At 59.2% G+C, this 15,418-nt stretch carries 16 protein-coding genes; 5 read left to right on the forward strand and 11 right to left on the reverse strand.

Annotated elements, in window-relative coordinates:
- Nucleotides 1-8: 8 nt before the first annotated feature.
- Nucleotides 9-641, reverse strand: coding sequence for a 2-hydroxychromene-2-carboxylate isomerase (locus tag KIP88_RS02295; protein ID WP_214486204.1), 633 nt, complete (start codon nt 639-641; stop codon nt 9-11).
- A 240-nt stretch (nt 642-881) separates the two neighbouring features.
- Here KIP88_RS02295 and KIP88_RS02300 point away from each other — a divergent pair, with 240 nt between their 5' ends.
- The gene (locus KIP88_RS02300) at nt 882-1,394 is read left to right on the forward strand and encodes a helix-turn-helix domain-containing protein (RefSeq protein ID WP_214486205.1); all 513 of its coding nucleotides are present in this window, start codon (nt 882-884) and stop codon (nt 1,392-1,394) included.
- A 271-nt stretch (nt 1,395-1,665) separates the two neighbouring features.
- Here KIP88_RS02300 and KIP88_RS02305 read toward each other — a convergent pair whose 3' ends face one another.
- The 5 genes from KIP88_RS02305 to KIP88_RS02325 all read right to left on the reverse strand — a co-directional run bounded on the left by KIP88_RS02305 (nt 1,666) and on the right by KIP88_RS02325 (nt 5,159).
- Nucleotides 1,666-1,815 carry a hypothetical protein gene (locus KIP88_RS02305; protein WP_214486206.1) on the reverse strand — a complete coding sequence of 50 codons (150 nt, stop codon included), beginning with the start codon at nt 1,813-1,815 and terminating at the stop codon, nt 1,666-1,668.
- A gap of 389 nt (nt 1,816-2,204) precedes the next feature.
- Nucleotides 2,205-2,525: an NIPSNAP family protein gene (locus KIP88_RS02310; RefSeq protein WP_057857011.1), complete on the reverse strand. Its 321-nt coding sequence runs from the start codon at nt 2,523-2,525 to the stop codon at nt 2,205-2,207.
- Nucleotides 2,526-2,541: 16 nt separating this feature from the next.
- The gene (locus KIP88_RS02315; protein WP_214486207.1) at nt 2,542-3,681 is read right to left on the reverse strand and encodes an ABC transporter ATP-binding protein; all 1,140 of its coding nucleotides are present in this window, start codon (nt 3,679-3,681) and stop codon (nt 2,542-2,544) included.
- 15 nt (nt 3,682-3,696) lie between these two features.
- A complete protein-coding gene (locus KIP88_RS02320; RefSeq protein WP_214486208.1) occupies nt 3,697-4,530 on the reverse strand; it encodes a carbohydrate ABC transporter permease in 834 nt (277 codons plus the stop codon).
- A complete protein-coding gene (locus KIP88_RS02325) occupies nt 4,527-5,159 on the reverse strand; it encodes a carbohydrate ABC transporter permease (RefSeq protein ID WP_374226416.1) in 633 nt (210 codons plus the stop codon). Before KIP88_RS02325 ends, KIP88_RS02320 begins: the two co-directional genes overlap by 4 nt.
- Between KIP88_RS02325 and KIP88_RS02330 the strand changes: the two genes are divergently transcribed.
- On the forward strand, nt 5,072-5,575 hold the full coding sequence (locus KIP88_RS02330) for a hypothetical protein (RefSeq protein WP_374226425.1): 504 nt from the start codon (nt 5,072-5,074) through the stop codon (nt 5,573-5,575). The genes KIP88_RS02325 and KIP88_RS02330 overlap by 88 nt on opposite strands.
- Before the next feature lie 94 nt (nt 5,576-5,669).
- Nucleotides 5,670-6,128 (forward strand): carbohydrate ABC transporter permease, encoded by a 459-nt coding sequence (locus KIP88_RS02335; protein ID WP_214486213.1) that lies wholly within the window; start codon nt 5,670-5,672, stop codon nt 6,126-6,128.
- On the opposite strand, the gene KIP88_RS02340 is transcribed toward KIP88_RS02335, so the two are convergent.
- On the reverse strand, nt 6,061-6,858 hold the full coding sequence (locus tag KIP88_RS02340) for an ABC transporter substrate-binding protein (protein WP_214486215.1): 798 nt from the start codon (nt 6,856-6,858) through the stop codon (nt 6,061-6,063). The genes KIP88_RS02335 and KIP88_RS02340 overlap by 68 nt on opposite strands.
- A 124-nt stretch (nt 6,859-6,982) precedes the next feature.
- Between KIP88_RS02340 and KIP88_RS02345 the strand changes: the two genes are divergently transcribed.
- Nucleotides 6,983-7,858 carry an IclR family transcriptional regulator gene (locus KIP88_RS02345; protein ID WP_214486216.1) on the forward strand — a complete coding sequence of 292 codons (876 nt, stop codon included), beginning with the start codon at nt 6,983-6,985 and terminating at the stop codon, nt 7,856-7,858.
- Nucleotides 7,859-8,201: 343 nt separating this feature from the next.
- Here KIP88_RS02345 and KIP88_RS02350 read toward each other — a convergent pair whose 3' ends face one another.
- The 4 genes from KIP88_RS02350 to KIP88_RS02365 all read right to left on the reverse strand — a co-directional run bounded on the left by KIP88_RS02350 (nt 8,202) and on the right by KIP88_RS02365 (nt 13,791).
- Nucleotides 8,202-11,555, reverse strand: coding sequence for an AAA family ATPase (locus KIP88_RS02350; protein WP_214486217.1), 3,354 nt, complete (start codon nt 11,553-11,555; stop codon nt 8,202-8,204).
- Between the two features lie 171 nt (nt 11,556-11,726).
- Complete coding sequence (locus KIP88_RS02355; protein ID WP_308163183.1) at nt 11,727-12,653, reverse strand: polyprenyl synthetase family protein; 927 nt, start codon at nt 12,651-12,653, stop codon at nt 11,727-11,729.
- A 17-nt stretch (nt 12,654-12,670) separates the two neighbouring features.
- Nucleotides 12,671-13,294, reverse strand: a complete 624-nt coding sequence (locus tag KIP88_RS02360; protein WP_214486219.1) for a hypothetical protein — start codon at nt 13,292-13,294, stop codon at nt 12,671-12,673.
- Between the two features lie 125 nt (nt 13,295-13,419).
- Nucleotides 13,420-13,791, reverse strand: coding sequence for a hypothetical protein (locus tag KIP88_RS02365; RefSeq protein WP_214486220.1), 372 nt, complete (start codon nt 13,789-13,791; stop codon nt 13,420-13,422).
- A gap of 33 nt (nt 13,792-13,824) precedes the next feature.
- Here KIP88_RS02365 and KIP88_RS02370 point away from each other — a divergent pair, with 33 nt between their 5' ends.
- Nucleotides 13,825-15,408, forward strand: coding sequence for an FAD-dependent oxidoreductase (locus KIP88_RS02370; protein ID WP_214486221.1), 1,584 nt, complete (start codon nt 13,825-13,827; stop codon nt 15,406-15,408).
- Nucleotides 15,409-15,418 lie beyond the last annotated feature (10 nt).

The following is a 15,418-nucleotide window of genomic DNA, read 5'->3' on the forward strand; positions in this document are numbered from 1 at the left end:
TCCCGATCTTAGGCCGTTTTCGAAACCGGTTGGCTGGTCTGCTCGACAATCGACTCCTCGACGTCGCGGAGTTGGTCCTTGCCGAAGAACATTTCCTTTCCAACGAAGAAAGTCGGCGAGCCGAATGCTCCGCGGTTGACCGCGTCGGTGGTCCGATCGATCAACCCCTTCTTGACGTCATCCTGCTGCGCACGCGCGATCAACCGGTCGATATCGATGCCGGAGGAGATGAATGCGTTTCGGAAAGTTTCGAGATCATCCATCTTCTTCGGCTCTTCCCACATATGATGATAGGCAGCGCGGAAATAGGGTTCAAACATGCCTTCGAACTGAGCCGCGACGGCGCCGCGCATCAGCATCAGCGTGTTGACCGGAAAGAACGGATTGGAGCGGAACTTCGTCGCGTTATGGCGCCGAATGAAGCGCTGGGTCTCCAGCGCCTGGTGTTCCGGCTTGTTCTTGATTCCGCGAAGCGAGTCGAACGGCGACATGTTGCCGGTTGCCTTGAAGATGCCGCCGAGCAGAACCGGGACATATTCGAATTTCACGCCGGTGCGCCGTTCGATCCCCGGAAGGACCAGTTCCGCCAGGTAAGCGTTCGGGCTGCCAAAATCGAACAGGAATTCAACTTTCAGTGGCATGTCGGCTCCTCCCGTAGAGCGAAGTGAATGGTCAGGTTTGGCGATCCTCTGGCCGATCCCTGGCTACTTTTCGTTCATACAGTTCTAAAATTGAACTGTCAAATCTATGCTGAATTCCGCTAGTTTTAACCAGTCGGCGGGGTATTGTTTCAAATTTAGTACCTATCTAGAATGGTATCGGCGGTTGCGGTTCCCTGGATGATTCGAGTGGAACAGGCGCCGGACGACCGGAGAGCAGGAATGAAATGGGATGAACTCGAGGAAGAGCCTTGTTCGATGGCTCGAACCATCGGCGTGATTGGCGACCGCTGGACGCTTCTGATCCTCCGCGAATGCTTCCTGCGCACGCGCCGCTTCGAGGGTTTTCAGTCAGCGCTTGGGATTACGCGTCATTTGCTCGCCGAACGGCTGAAGAAGCTGGTCCGCCAGGGGGTGCTACGCCGCATTCCATATCAGGAGTCGCCCAAACGCCACGAGTATATCTTGACGCAGAAGGGCCTCGATCTCTATCCGATCATGATGGCGCTCGTGCATTGGGGCGACACCCACATGCTCGACGAACGCGGACGCCCCCTGCTGCATGAGCACCGCAAGTGCGGCAAGATGTTCGATCCCGTGATGGTGTGCTCGGAATGCGGCGAGCCGCTTTCGGCCAAGGAAGTTCATGTCCATCCTGGACCAGGCGCGCGGCCGGCTTCAGAGAAGGTTTCTCTCGACAAGAAGAAGCCGAAGAGCCGCAGGCAAGCGGCGTGACTGCACCCGGCAAAGCCGCGTTTCACGGCTGACACGAGACGTCTGATTGCCGCCACTCCACGAGAACTACGCCTATGCGGCGGTGAAACGTCTTCTGCCCGCTGTATTGGAGACGAATAGTGCGAAGCGGCGACGCAGCTCCGTTTTCTGGATTTTGCCGGTTGGGCAATCTCTGAGAGCACCGACGAAAACGATGTCATCGGGCATCCATCATTTGGCTATTTTGCCCCCGAGATGCGAGTTCGGCCGGGCACCGGCGGCGGTACAAAAATCAACCCTGATGGAGCGGTGACTTGTCGTCCCCCCGATCGCTGATCGCCTCGACCGGCGGGAAGACGCTGTCGTATATCGCGCGTGCTTCTCGAACCAGGCGGGCCCGCTCAAGCTCCGATTTCGGAACGAAACGAATGACTTCACCCATGTGCGGCTCCAAATTGGGATACACTGTCTTTCAGATGACAAACATCATTCCATTTAATTGGGAAGACCATCACGGATTTGCACCTCACCGGCGGCGACAAAGGGATAAAAAGCGCGTGAACGCGGAACCGGCGACACGGGCCAATTCTTTTGGCGTTACTTGCGAAAGGTCGAGCAACCTCGCGCGGGTACAGCGCAAATCTTGGCATATCGTCCTACCGGGCCGGATCTTGTGCATGAGGAAAGCAAGGACCGTGCCGGCGCTTGCGACCGTCCAGTTCGCGACATCGGGAATGCCAACTAGTTACCTACCCCGCCTTGAGCGAGAAGCCGCCGTCGACCACGGTTTACTGGCCGGTGATGATTTATCCAAGCTCGCGCTTGCGCGCCCTATTGCAGCGGCGAGAACTTCACCGGGACGATGATCTTGGATTCCTGATGCAGCAGCGCACCAAGCTCCTCGTTCTTGCGCAGAAAATCATGCCAGGCCGGATCCTTGGCCATTTCGGCGCGGCGACGGGCGCGGTCATTGAGGTCCGCAAAACCCCAGAGATGAACCACCTGATTGAGCGTGCCGATTTCGGTCTGAAAGAAGCCGATCAAATTGCCGAGGTATTTCTGCTGCACCGGCAGCGCGCATTCTTCATAGAGCGCAAGCCATTTGCCCATTTTGAGCGGCACGAGATTGTAGGTTCGGTGATCGTAAATCATTTTCCGCGTTTCCTCGTTAGACCGCAAGGCGGACTGGTGTTGAAGCGTCATCGGCCGGGTGCACCACCCTGCCGCTTTCAGGATCGATCAGATAAATATCCTTCGCCGCCGCCCTGAGCCGAACCCGGGCTCCCGGCCGGCGCATCAGGGCGACGTCGCCGATCGCGGTGTAGCTCGTTCCCCCCAGCACGAAAGTCAGGAGGCTGGTCGATCCCAGGGGTTCGACCACGTCGATGGTGACGTCCATGGCGACGGCGCCGGAGTCGATCAGCCTGGCATCATCGAGCAGATGCTCGGGACGAATGCCGATCTCGACGCTGCGGCCGGCGTATGGCCGATACGCCGCGTCGCGCTCTTGCGGCATTTCGATCTGGATGCCCTCGCCGAGATCGGCATGAAGACCGCTCTCGTCGGCCAGCAGCCTGGCGGGGAAGAAATTCATTTTCGGCGATCCGATGAAGCCGGCCACGAAGCGGCTCACCGGCCGGCGGTACAACGTCAGGGGATCGCCGACCTGCTCGATATGGCCGCCGTTCATGACCACGATCTTGTCGGCCAACGTCATGGCCTCGACCTGGTCATGCGTAACGTAGATGATGGTAGTACGGAGCCGCTGATGGATGCGCTTGATCTCGATACGCATCTGCGCTCGCAGCGCGGCGTCGAGGTTCGACAGCGGTTCGTCGAACAGAAATACCTTCGGCTCGCGCACCAGCGCCCGTCCCATCGCGACGCGCTGGCGCTGACCGCCAGATAATTGCCGGGGTTTGCGGTCCAAGAGATCGGTGATGTCAAGCATCTCGGCAGCGATGCCGACCAGCCGCTTTTTCTCCGAAGACGAGACGCCCTTCATTCGCAGACTGAAGGCCATGTTGTCGCGCACGCTCATATGCGGATAGAGCGCATAGGACTGGAACACCATCGCGATATCGCGGTCCTTCGGCTCCAGCCGCTCGACCGCCTTGCCGTCGAACAGAATGCTGCCGCCGGTGGCCTCCTCCAGGCCCGCGACCATTCGTAACGTCGTGGTCTTGCCGCAGCCTGAGGGCCCGACCAGCACGGCAAACTCGCCATCCGCAATATCGAGGTTGATGCGGTGGATGACGCTGACGTCTCCGAACTTCTTTTCCAGCGCGACCAGTTTCACTTCAGCCATTGGACCTGATTCCCGTCATCCCTTGACGCCGCCGCTGCCCCAACCGGCGACCAGAAATTTCTGCACATAGGAGAACACGATGACCACGGGAATGATGACCAGCAGGCCGCTGGCCATGATCATGCCCCAGTCGATCACGCTGGCGTTGTAGAGATCGGCAATGCCGACCGGGAGCGTCTTCAGATTGTCCGACGAGATCAGGATCCGCGCGAAGATGTAGTCGTTCCAGGCCAGGATGAAGGTCAGAATGCCGGTAGCGATGATGCCCGGCAGCGCCATCGGAATCACCACGTGGATTACTGCGCGGAACCGGCTCGCACCGTCGGTCATCGCTGCCTCCTCCAGGTCGATCGGGATCGACTGGAAGAAGGTACGCAGCATCCACAGCGCGAAAGGCAGGCTGAACGCGCAATAGGCCAACACCAGCGCGATGTGGGTATTGGCGAGCCCGAACGTTCGCATCACGATGTAGAACGGAATGATGATCATGATCGGCGCGAACATGTAGGTGAACAGGACGGTCGCTGCGATCATCTCGCGGCCGAAGAAGCGGTAGCGCGTCAGCCCGTAGGCTCCGGGTACGGCGAGCAGCAATGTGAGGATCACCGCGGCGCTGGAGACGATGACGCTGTTCTTGAAGTAGGTCACAAAGTGCGTTTGCGCGAACAGCCGCTCGATGTTGGAGAGCGTTGGCGCCTCCGGCAGCAGCCGCGGCGGCCATGTGAATATTTCCGTTGAAGGTTTCAGCGCGGTCAGCCCCATCCAGAGCAGCGGAAATGCCGCGAAGGCGAGCAATACCGCGACCGCTAATCCGAGAAACAGAAGCTGCAATCCCGACCGTCGGGTCATAGCTGGTCCTCTCCGCGAAACAGGAAGAAATAGGTAGCTGCCGCCGCCACCAGCATCAGGAACATCACGATCGCGACCGCGGCCCCCATGCCGGCTTCATAATAATTGAACGTCCGCAGGTAGGCGTAGACCGGCATAGTGCGGATGTAACGCTCGGCGCCGCCGCCCTGTGTCATCAGCCATACCGTGTCGAACTTGGTGAACATCCAGATCGACCGCAGCAGGATGGTGATAAAGAGCACTGAGGCCAGTTGGGGCAGCGTCACAAACACGAAGCGCGCCACCGGACCCGCGCCGTCGACCCGCGCCGCGTCGTAAAGCTCGGTTGGAATGCTCTGCAGCCGCGCCAGCACCGCGAGCAGCACGAAGGGAAAAAATTGCCAGACCGAAACCAGGATCAGCGAAACCATGATGTAGCTGCGGCCAAACCAGTTGATCGGCTCGCTCGAAATTCGCCAATCTGTATGGGCAGAAGGCCGCGATGATGTATGCCGGCTTCGGCCGCGGCGCGTCGCTGATCGAGCAGTATGCCCCCGAAAACATGCGCAACACCGAGACGTATGATGTCTGGCGCAAGCCTCATGGTCCGAGCGGAAATGCGCCCGCATCGCAGGTGGACGAAGAAACATGGATGCTGTTCAAAGGTTCGGCCAATCCGGAACTGGCCAAGGAATTCCTGGCGTTTTTCTACAAGGATGAAAACTACGTCGAATACATCAAGTCGGTGCCGATCCACTTCTTCCCGATCACGAAGTCGCTGCGCAATTCTCCGGCCTACCGCGACATTCCCATGGTGAAGCGCTGGGCGAGCTGGCTGCAGGTTCAGCAAGAAGATTTGGACAAGGACCAGGCGCGCCCGACCCTGATCATCGATTGGGAGGACCTGACCAACAAGCCGTATCTGCTGCAGATACTTGGCTCGGGCGTGCTGCGCGACATGGTGCTGGACGTCGCGGTCGAAGGCAAACCGGCGGCGGAAGCAGCCAAGCGCGGCCAGCAGCGGGCCGAGCAGATCGTTCGCCAGGCCGGTGCCGCGAAGTGGTGATCTCCAATTGAACCCGCGCCGGCGGCAATGCCGGCGCGGCCTCATGCTTCACAGATGAACGTTGCGGCTCGGCGCGGCGTGCGGGTATCGTGATATGCAAACGCGCGGCCTTCCTGGCTTTCTCCTGGTGTTGCCGGCGCTACTGCTGCTTGCAGCGCTGACGCTTTATCCGGTCGGATACGGCTTCTGGCTTAGCCTCCACGCCAAGCATTCGCTGTTTCCCCAGCAGACTTTCGTCGGCCTCGATAATTATCTCTATCTCCTGCACGACCCCGAATTCTGGGAGAGCCTCCGCATCGGCCTGATCTATTCGGTCAGTACGATCTTCCTGCAACTGGTGCTTGGGGTGGCGGCGGCGCTGTTGCTTCATCAAAGCTTTTTCGGCCGCAACATCGTTCGCGGCCTCGTGCTGTTTCCTTACATGATCCCGACCGTGGTCGCAGTCATTCTGTGGAAATGGATGCTCAACAATCAATTCGGCCTGATCAATTTCGGACTGGTCTCGCTGGGAAGGTGTCGAGATAACCGTGGCCTTCCCAGCCCGGCGGCATGAATTTGGTCAGCCGCTTCCAGTAATCGAGCGTCTCCAGCATCTGCCTGGATTCGAACAGCGGACGGTTCTTTTCGTCGAACAGCTTGCCGCCGTTAGCCGCCATCATTTCGCCGACCAGGATATTAATGAACAAATTGTCGCCCGGCATGGTCAGGCCATAGATCTCGGGCTTGCCGTCCTTGTTCTCGTCGATGGTCAGCTTTTCCGCAATCTTGACGAAATCGTCCCAGGTCTTCGGCGGCTCGATGCCCATCTTCTTCGCAAGGTCCTTGCGATAGATCATCAGCGAGGTGCCGGACGCATGCACGAGCCCGTACCATTTGCCGTCGGCAAAACAGAGCTTCTTGTAGTGCTCCCAAATGTTGGATTCGCCAATTGCCTTGACGACATCGTCGATCGGCAGCAGCAGCTTCTGCTGCAGAAGTGCGGCGCAAGTCACCGGCTGGCCGTGCGACAACTCCGGCGGACTGCCGGCGGCAAGCGCGGCCATGATCTTGCCTTCGAGGTCATTCCAGGAGAGCGCCTCGGCTTGGATCTTCACGCCCGGACGGGTTGCCTCGAAGCGCTTGACGATTTCAGCGACCGCCGCCTGCGACGCCGGATTGGTTTCGGTGTGCCAGACCCGAACCGTCTTGACGGGCTGAGCCAATGCCGTCCCGGTGAGTCCAATCGCAACAGCGCAGCCGAGCAGACTCGCCGCCATCCTCAATCGCAGAGTCTTTGCTTTCATGTTACCCTCCCCCAATCAGCCTCTTTGAGGCCATTTTTATTACTATGTGGACACTATCCGCATTTTTTGATAATTTAGTGAGAGTGTTCCAGATCTGTCAATGATGAAACGACGGACGCGGCAGATGGCCGCCGAGTTGGCGTGCGCGACGAAAGAAAGATGGGCGGAGCGTTACTTAATGGATGATCAGCCCACGCCGGATAGCATCAAAGGTGTGGCGGCACTCAACAAGGGCATCAAGCTACTAACTGCTATTGCCGACGCCGAAGTGCCGCCGACGGTGCGCGACCTCAGTGATCAGACAATGCTGCCGCGCCCGACGATTTACCGTCTGCTCGCCGCGCTGACGGAGGCCGGTCTGGTGCGACAATCCTCCGGCCATACCTATCAACTCGGCGCAACACTGGTCACGATCGCGCATCGCGCACTCGACCAGATGGATATCCGCGATATTGCCCACGAACATCTCCTGAAGCTGCGCGACGAAACCGGCGAGACCGTGCATCTCGCTGTGTTCAGCAATGACGCCATGCTTTACGTCGACAATATCGAGAGCCGCGAACGGGTTCGCATGAAGTGCTCGCTGGGGGTCTCGGTTCCGCTGCATACGACTGCAGTCGGCAAGGCCTATCTTGCCTTCTCGCCGCAAGATCAGCGCGACAGCGCGCTTGAACGATTACGGCTCGACGACGTGACCGGACATTCCATCACTTCCCGCGACGCATTGCGTGCGCAAATTGCAGAGGCGGCACACCGCGGCTGGACCACGGACGAAGAGGAAAACGAGCGCGACATCTTTTGCTTCGGCGCCCCAATTCTGGATCGGCGCGGCAACGCGGTGGCCGCCGCCAGTATCAGCATTCCGCGATTCCGCCTGCGTCCTATGGCTGAGCAAGTCTACGTCGCGCCGCTGCTCGAGGCCACCACCAACGTCTCGCGCATTCTCGGTTACCGACCCAATTTGTCGGGCGCAAAGGCAAAAGCTGCTGTGGCTGGTTAGATATCTTCGCACGCATGTTGGATGATCCGATCGGATGAAATTCAGATTCCGGAACGGCACCCGCAAGGGCGGCGGAGTGATCTTGACCAGGTCCGTTGGGTGAAAAGGCATCCGGGTCAATACGATTGCGCTATGGCGAGACGGGCGCCAATGGCTTCGGTCGGCATGACGAGCACATCGCGTTGCGGACCATCCCGTCTTCAAGCACTTGCTGACGATGTCGCTGACACTGTCGCGGCGTTTCTGTGCGCCTGCCTCAATCACCACGCAAATCCGCGATATTTCCTCCGATCGTCCGCTTGGCGCCCATTTCCAGATGAATGACAACCATCCGCGGTAAGAACTAGCTTATACTCTCCAACACTGCGCGAGCCTTTTCCAGATCGGCAGTGTCGTGGCCATTCGTGAACCAGCCATACTTCGCCGAGAGCAGCTTGCGCGCGCTATCAAGTCGTCCGGCATCCCGCCAGACTTGCGCCAGACTCGTCGCGGTCCGCAGTTCGAACAGCCGCGCATTCTGCCTTTGTGCCGTTGTCAATCCGCGTTGGAACAAGGTCTCCACCTCGGCAAGCGATGCGCCCTGGGAGAGTCTGGCGTAGGCTCGTACGCGAAATTCCTCCGTCTCGCTGTAATGCTGCCCAGTTGCATCAGCCTCCGCCGCTGCTCGATCCAGCAAGGCGATAGCCTCATCGCTCCTCTGATTCTGCACCAGGATTTCAGCTTCGCTGATCAGGAAATAGGGACTCCAGATCCTGGTTTGCGTCCTGTCGCGAATTTCCCAGCTCCGCTTCAGTCGTGCCAAGCCGTCATCCACCGCGCCTGACCTCGCCGAAGCCCAGCCGAGAAGGGCTTCCGTGAAGCATTCCCAAAAGAACACATGATGGCGATTCACGATCCCTACAAGCTCTTCAGCGAGCGAGGAAACTGCAGCAACATCCTGCTCAACCATCGCTTTCATCGCGCAATGATAGATAACGTAGCAGCTTGTGAGGTGGTGCCCGCTTTCACGAACCTCACGCAAACTGCGCACGCACAATTCCTGAGCCTCGTCCAGATGACCGAGTTGTTGTGCGGCAATCAAATACTGTGACAAGGTCGTCGGACGTGGAATTGTCAGATAGTCGCCGAGCGTCGCAGCCGTACCCTCACGCTCGAATGCGTCGATCACCTCCAGGAACCGCTCGCGCGCGACGACCAGATCGCCGCTCGCAAGCGCGATCATTGCGCTGATGCGAACTCCCTGCGCCGCCGACGTGGCGTCGCCGGCTTGGCGCGCCAGCTCGAGAAAACTCCCAACATACTGATGCGCGCGCGGAAAATCGCACCGCACCAGAACTCCGCCAGCCCGTCCCCACAAGATGCGCAGCAATTGCCGCGTTTCTCCCAGGTCTTGACCAAGTTCGAGCAGCCGGGCGTAGTTCTGTTCGACCTCTGTCCCCGAATAGCCGCTCGTCGCGTATAGCGGCTCGATCAGGGCTATCCGGAGCTCGAATTCCCGGCGTTGAGTTGATGAATCATGCGCAAGTTGCGCCAGTAGCGACAAAGCCCGGTTGAACTGACTGACCGCTTCAATGTTGTTGTATCGGGCCGCCGAGCGCAAAGCGGCCCGCTTCCACCAATTGATCGCCTGGTCGGTGAGACCCGCTTCGGTGAAGTGATGCGCCAATAGTTCTGGCTGCACCTCCGCGATCTGAGAAAACTTGCTCTGCAACGTCTCGCAAATGCGTTTGTGTAGCACCTGGCGACGACTAATCAGCAACGTCGAATAGGCAGCCTCCTGCACGAGCGCGTGCTTGAATGTGTAGATCACCTCCGGTGGATTTCCTCGCGCGCTGATCATGTCCGCCGCCTCGAGCAGCGCCAAAGCGGCTTCAAGTTCCTTGGACTTGGACGGTGCAACGGCAGCCAATAGCTCGAATGAGAACTCCCGCCCAATGACCGCACCAATCTGGGCAACGACCTTGCTCTCAGTCAGCCGGTCAAGACGGGCCAGCAATGAGTCCTGCAGCGTTACCGGTATCATCGACTCGCCAGATCCCCGCTTGTCGTCATAGGAACCGGAGTTCGCCTCGAACGGGCCGGAATCGATTACGACCTTCGTCAGTTCTTCGATGAACAACGGCATCCCGTCCGCCTTGGCGACGATTTGCTCAACAAGAGTGTCGGATAAATCCGTCCGCGCCACCCGCCGAACCAACTCGTACGACTGCCGTCGGCTCAGCCGATTGAGGCTGAACGAGGCAACCTGGCTCCGGCCGATCCACGGGGGGTCATATTCTGGTCGGTGCGTTATTATAGTCAGGATGCGAGCGCTGTTGGCCCGACCCAAGCCGCGGCTGACTGCCTCGACCGTTGTCGGATCAATCCAGTGCGCATCTTCCAATATGCATAACACTGGCTTCAGTCGCGACAGGTTCACGACCGAATCATCCAGAGCATCAAGCGTCAGGCTCTTCATCTGCTCGGGTGACGCCTCGTGTCGGGGCAAGCGATCGCCAACGGGTATCGACAGCAGATCGGCAAAGAGCGCTATCGTCTCGGGCGCCACATATCCGGGCTTCTGCATTCCGGCAATCAATCGATTCAGTTTCTCCTCCGGCCTCATGCCGAGCGTCAGTCCGGCCACGCGTTCGAAATAAGTGAAGATCGGATGCAACGCAGTATCGGTATGGAACGGAGAGCACTGCAGGCGGATGATGAAATGGCTCTCTGTCGCAATCCGGCTTGCAAGGGCCATGCATAATCGCGATTTTCCGATTCCTGCTTCGCCCGTCAGCAGGACCAACTGACGCTCGCCGTCGCACGCGGTCCGCCATCGACCAAGCAACAGCGACAGCTCATCCTCCCGACCAACAACTTCCGTCAGATCGGCGTGGTGTGTAGCATCGAAACGGCTTTCGGCCGCCGCCTCGTGCAACACGCGCCATACAGGTCTTAGGCCGGGCAGACCCTTCAAGTCGCACATGCCGAGGAATTCGAGCTCGAACATGCCCTCGACCAACCGGCGTGTGCTGCCGGCAATCGCCACCCCGTCGGGCGGAGCAAGACTCTGCAACCGTGCGGCCAGCACCGGGGTTTCGCCGACAACCGCCTCTTCCCTGGCCGCGCCCTCACCTAAAAGGTCACCAACGACAACAAGACCGGTCGCGATTCCTGTTCGTACATGCAGCGTTACATCTGGTAGCGGGGCCAGGTTTGGTACAACCCGACCAAGCTCCAGGCCCGCGCGCACGGCCCGTTCCGCAGCATCCTCCAACGCGGCTGGATAGCCAAAATAGGCAACCAGTCCGTCCCCGGTGTATCTGGCAATGAAACCGCCGAGGGAAGTCACGGCCTTTACGCACGCATCGAAGTAGACACCCATCACCGTGCGGAGTTCTTCAGGATCCAGCTTGGACGCAAGGTCAGTCGACTCGACCATGTCGCAGATCAGCACGGTCAACTGCCGTCTCTCAGCGTCAGGCCGCGTTCGTACAAGTTGGACGGGCGCGTGCGGTTCGGTCGTTTCCCGCCCGAGAAGGTCGTCAATGGCCTTAAAAAGCTTCTTGCGGTGCCCCAGCGGTACGCCAAGACGCACCAGATCGTCGTCTGTCAGGTCAGGCAGAACATCGCTGTCGATCGCCTGATCGGAGAACAGGGCCCGGTATTGGCCAAGCCCAAGCTCTTCAAGCCACGCCCCGACGTCCAGACTTTGCATGAGATCGCATGTCCCAGACCCCTGATCGCCTAGCGCATTTGCTCGCTCTGGTCGCCGCGACGTTGCACCTCGGCGTCATCCGGGCAGCGTCGATCCAAAGATGCACGCGCTATGTGATCAAGGCTTCTTTCTTGAGCTTCCACTTTGGCGACCGTACACCAGAATCGCCGGCTAGTAGCGGCTCAATTGCCGGGTTTGTTCGATCAGCGCGATCAATGGGGTGGGATCAACAGCGAACGATCGTGCCTCGGTTCGGCCCTCTTCGGCGATCTGGTCGAGATAAGCCTCTGCTTCCGGCAGCTTGGCGACGAAGTGCCTGCCCAGCTCTGCCAGATCGCCGCCCTCCGGGTCGCAAAATAGCTTTGCCGCTGCGGGATCGCGGATCGCTAGCGCCGCAGGTAGCGTAAGGATGCCGTCGCGCAAGTCCTCCTCTCCGCCGCCTCCGAGTGCGGCCAGCCCCTTCACATCGCCAACATCGTCGCAGCCGTGATAGAGCAGCCCCAGCAGGCCACCGAACGTTCGCAGCCTGCCCGACCGATCGCCCAAGCAGGCGCACACCTCGAACATCGAGCCGGTGTCCTCTCCGGCGATCTTGCGCCAGTCCTCAATTCCCAGCGGTCGACGACGAAGCCGCCACTGCATGCATTCAGCCACGCCCAATCGTTTCAGCAGTTCCGAAAACAGCGCAATGCCCGTTAGGTCGTCCTTCAGCTGCAGATACCCCTCCGCCACGATGTAGCCCGAAGTCATCAAAGCCGATAGTTCGCCGAACTTGGTGTGCATGGTCGCCCGACCGCGCCGCGTCGGGGAACGATCTACAATGTCGTCAATGATCAAAGAAACATTGTGAAACAGCTCGATTACCAGCGCCGACTGCATGATCTGTTCGGGGATCGGCCCTTCGCGCACCGCCCGATAACAGGAGAAGATCGTCAACGGACGAAAATACTTTGATCCGGTCAGGAATTGCCATTCAAGCGCTTCGCGCATCTCCTCGCTGCAGCCGTCAATCCAGCGTGCAATGCGCTGGCGCAAGTCGGCCATCTCCGTCTCGAAACCAAGTCGTGCAATGACAGATTTTGTGGTTTGCTCTTGCATGTTTGAAACGCGCCGCCCTAAATTTTACTGCGCCAGCGCCTTCGGTAGGATCCGGACAGGTCGGGTTGTTGAAAATTCTGCGCTAGGCTCTCATCCAAATTACTCAACTCGCTCTGCAAAATGCGCGCTTCCCTGACAGCCAGGTCCCCCACCTCACGCAGCAATGCACGCAATTCATCGGCCGCAAGGAGGCGCTCAGCTCCCGACGCACGGCCGTCGGCCGCGTTGACGCCAACGGCCTGAGCGAACCTCGCTTGATGACTTGCGAGTATTTGAGCCAGTCCGAACCAGTAACTGGCCGACCTGTTCGCGGCGATCATCATGGCGTGGCCCATTGGCACCACGAAATCAGTGGCAACCGAATTCTCCTGGCCGCCTGGCGGCGAACCAATCGCCCCCTCGGCGCTCGACTGGTCGAATCGCTGGCGATTGGCGGCGGCCAAATCAGCCATCGCGCCGAGCATGCCGATCATGGGTCCCAGCAGCGTTGCCCCGAGCAAGCCCGTCCCCGGGTTGCCGGCCGTGGGTTGCACGGTCATGTTTTCCCGAAGGCCAACACCCGCCAACCAGGCGTCACGCATTGCCATGAAAATGCCGGTGAGAGGGTCGTGCGCCGATCGATCGGGACCAGAACCAAACATGCCTTCTCCCTTTGACATTCTGAAAATCTGTGCGCCGCACTGTTACCCCGACCCTGCGTCGCGCTGGGTGGCGTGCGGTTGCGGAGCGCAACCAGCACTTTGTTTCCCGGCAATTTAGACGACGGTCAATCCCGGACCATGGCGCGCCGTCCACGCAAATTGTCATATCGCGAAAGGAATTCCATCATTGAAAACCGCGGCAGGCCAGCGAAGTCACGACAGAGGTCTGCCAAACCCGGCCGGGATGCTCCGGAAATCCTGGCCCCATCGACTGGATGCGCAGGCCCGGCAGCCCCGCCTTTGGGCTGTGTTTCCGCAGCAAGCGTCAGGAGCGCTTCCTGATACGCCTGCCCCATTAGCTGGGCATAGCGGCCAGTGGCATCGGCGAACGCGCCCGCCGCGGCCGATTGGGCCAGAAGCATTTCGGTGAAGATTGTCCGATAGTTTGCCTGCATCCGGTAGTATTCCATTGATTTGCAATCAACGAGAAGCGACAATCTTGGTATTATCTAGTGCAACTCGAGGGCGAGATGCCAGAAGTAATTGTAATCGGTTCCGGTTTAGCCGGTATGTCCGCAGCCACCCGATTGATGGAGCAGGGCTTCGACATAACATTATATGAGCAGAACAATTTTCTCGGCGGCAAGCTTGGCGCCCATAGGGACAGCCACACACCCGATCCGCACGAACATTGCTACCACATGTACCTGAACTGGTACAATAATTTCTGGCAATTTATGAGTGAGATCGGCGCGATCGACAAATTCGTGCCAAGCCCTGTCATCGGCTGCCGCTTTTCGGGAGACAAGCAGACGCGGCCATATCTCACCAATCCCGGATCGCCCGCGACCATTTTGACCAACATGCTGAACGGCGTCGCGTCCCCTGCGGACCAATTCCTGTCGGCGTATTCGTTGCTCGACCTCATCGGCACGCAATCGATGTCAGGGACCGTGCTGGAGCAAACCTCTGTTAGCGGTTTTTTCCGATCAAGGGGCTACAGCACTGAAGGTTCGATAGCAGCCTCTGCCCGCACCTTGGCGGAGGCCTTCGCCTCGCCAAGTTACCTTTCCTCCGCGCGAAGCTATCAGAGCTTGATAAAGTACGGGTATCCCAACCCGGCTCCATCCTTGTGGCTACTCACGCAGAACACCAACGACGCCATCTTCGAGCCGTGGAGACAGCACCTTGAAGCGCGTGCAAAGGTTCTTGGGCGCCGCTTCGATATTCAGTACCGGACGCGGGTGGAAACCCTACACCTGAGGGATGGCCAGGTGCGCGGATTGACACTCGGCGAGATGCCGGAGGAGCCCACCACCGACCGCAACGACGAGCCGGTGGCAAGCAAAACGTGGGAGATCGACGTTCCCGGTGATCTGGTACTCGCGGTGCCGCCAGGCCCGCTCGGTCGCCTCGTTAGCCCGGAGGTCGCGGCTTGCGCACCCAAGCTTGAAACGGTTCGCGAGCTTCGATCGGAGCCTATGATCTCCCTTGATGCGTATTTCAAGTGCAGGATCCCCGGCCTGACCAGCAGCATTACGCTGCTTCTGGGCTCGAAATACAATCTAAGTCTGCTCGACATTTCGCAGGTCTGGAGCGACTGGCCAGCGGGAGGAGGCACCGCGCTTAACGTCATCTCCTCGAATGCCAACTTGATCGCCGACTATCCGAAAGAAGTCATTTTGGACGTAATGCTCAAGGAACTGCAACGCTTCCTCGACTTCAAACTTGATGATGTGGACTACGACCGCTGCCATGTTCAAACCAATGTCGGCGAAGAGCTTTTCGTCAACCAGGTCGGCAGCTGGGACTACCGCCCAAAGGCGACTTGTGAGATTCCGAACCTCTTTCTGGCGGGTGATTTCTGCCAGACTTTTATCGATGTCGTCACGGTCGAAGGAGCCGTGGTCAGCGGCCTGTTGGCGGCCGAGGCATTGCGCCGCAAGCGCAAGATTGGCGCTCCGATCGATATCATCCGGCCGGATTCCTATCCGGCGCTTCTTCCAGCGGCGCTCGCGGCGGCTCTACGCCCTGCGGCCTGGGCCGCAAAGGGAGTGTCAGTGGCCGATTCCATGATGCGCGCAAGTTTCTCCCGGATTTTTCCCAACGGATGATCTTGGACGC

The organism is Bradyrhizobium sp. SRL28 (genome assembly GCF_018596315.1).
GTDB lineage: Bacteria > Pseudomonadota > Alphaproteobacteria > Rhizobiales > Xanthobacteraceae > Bradyrhizobium.

Coding starts and splice junctions, on each gene's coding strand:
- KIP88_RS02295 (WP_214486204.1), bottom strand. CDS start 641: ATGCCACTGAAAGTTGAATTCCTGTTCGATTTTGGCAGCCCGAACGCT.
- KIP88_RS02300 (WP_214486205.1), top strand. CDS start 882: ATGAAATGGGATGAACTCGAGGAAGAGCCTTGTTCGATGGCTCGAACC.
- KIP88_RS02305 (WP_214486206.1), bottom strand. CDS start 1,815: ATGGGTGAAGTCATTCGTTTCGTTCCGAAATCGGAGCTTGAGCGGGCC.
- KIP88_RS02310 (WP_057857011.1), bottom strand. CDS start 2,525: ATGATTTACGATCACCGAACCTACAATCTCGTGCCGCTCAAAATGGGC.
- KIP88_RS02315 (WP_214486207.1), bottom strand. CDS start 3,681: ATGGCTGAAGTGAAACTGGTCGCGCTGGAAAAGAAGTTCGGAGACGTC.
- KIP88_RS02320 (WP_214486208.1), bottom strand. CDS start 4,530: ATGACCCGACGGTCGGGATTGCAGCTTCTGTTTCTCGGATTAGCGGTC.
- KIP88_RS02330 (WP_374226425.1), top strand. CDS start 5,072: ATGCGCAACACCGAGACGTATGATGTCTGGCGCAAGCCTCATGGTCCG.
- KIP88_RS02325 (WP_374226416.1), bottom strand. CDS start 5,159: ATGTTTCTTCGTCCACCTGCGATGCGGGCGCATTTCCGCTCGGACCAT.
- KIP88_RS02335 (WP_214486213.1), top strand. CDS start 5,670: ATGCAAACGCGCGGCCTTCCTGGCTTTCTCCTGGTGTTGCCGGCGCTA.
- KIP88_RS02340 (WP_214486215.1), bottom strand. CDS start 6,858: ATGAAAGCAAAGACTCTGCGATTGAGGATGGCGGCGAGTCTGCTCGGC.
- KIP88_RS02345 (WP_214486216.1), top strand. CDS start 6,983: ATGGCCGCCGAGTTGGCGTGCGCGACGAAAGAAAGATGGGCGGAGCGT.
- KIP88_RS02350 (WP_214486217.1), bottom strand. CDS start 11,555: ATGCAAAGTCTGGACGTCGGGGCGTGGCTTGAAGAGCTTGGGCTTGGC.
- KIP88_RS02355 (WP_308163183.1), bottom strand. CDS start 12,653: ATGCAAGAGCAAACCACAAAATCTGTCATTGCACGACTTGGTTTCGAG.
- KIP88_RS02360 (WP_214486219.1), bottom strand. CDS start 13,294: ATGTTTGGTTCTGGTCCCGATCGATCGGCGCACGACCCTCTCACCGGC.
- KIP88_RS02370 (WP_214486221.1), top strand. CDS start 13,825: ATGCCAGAAGTAATTGTAATCGGTTCCGGTTTAGCCGGTATGTCCGCA.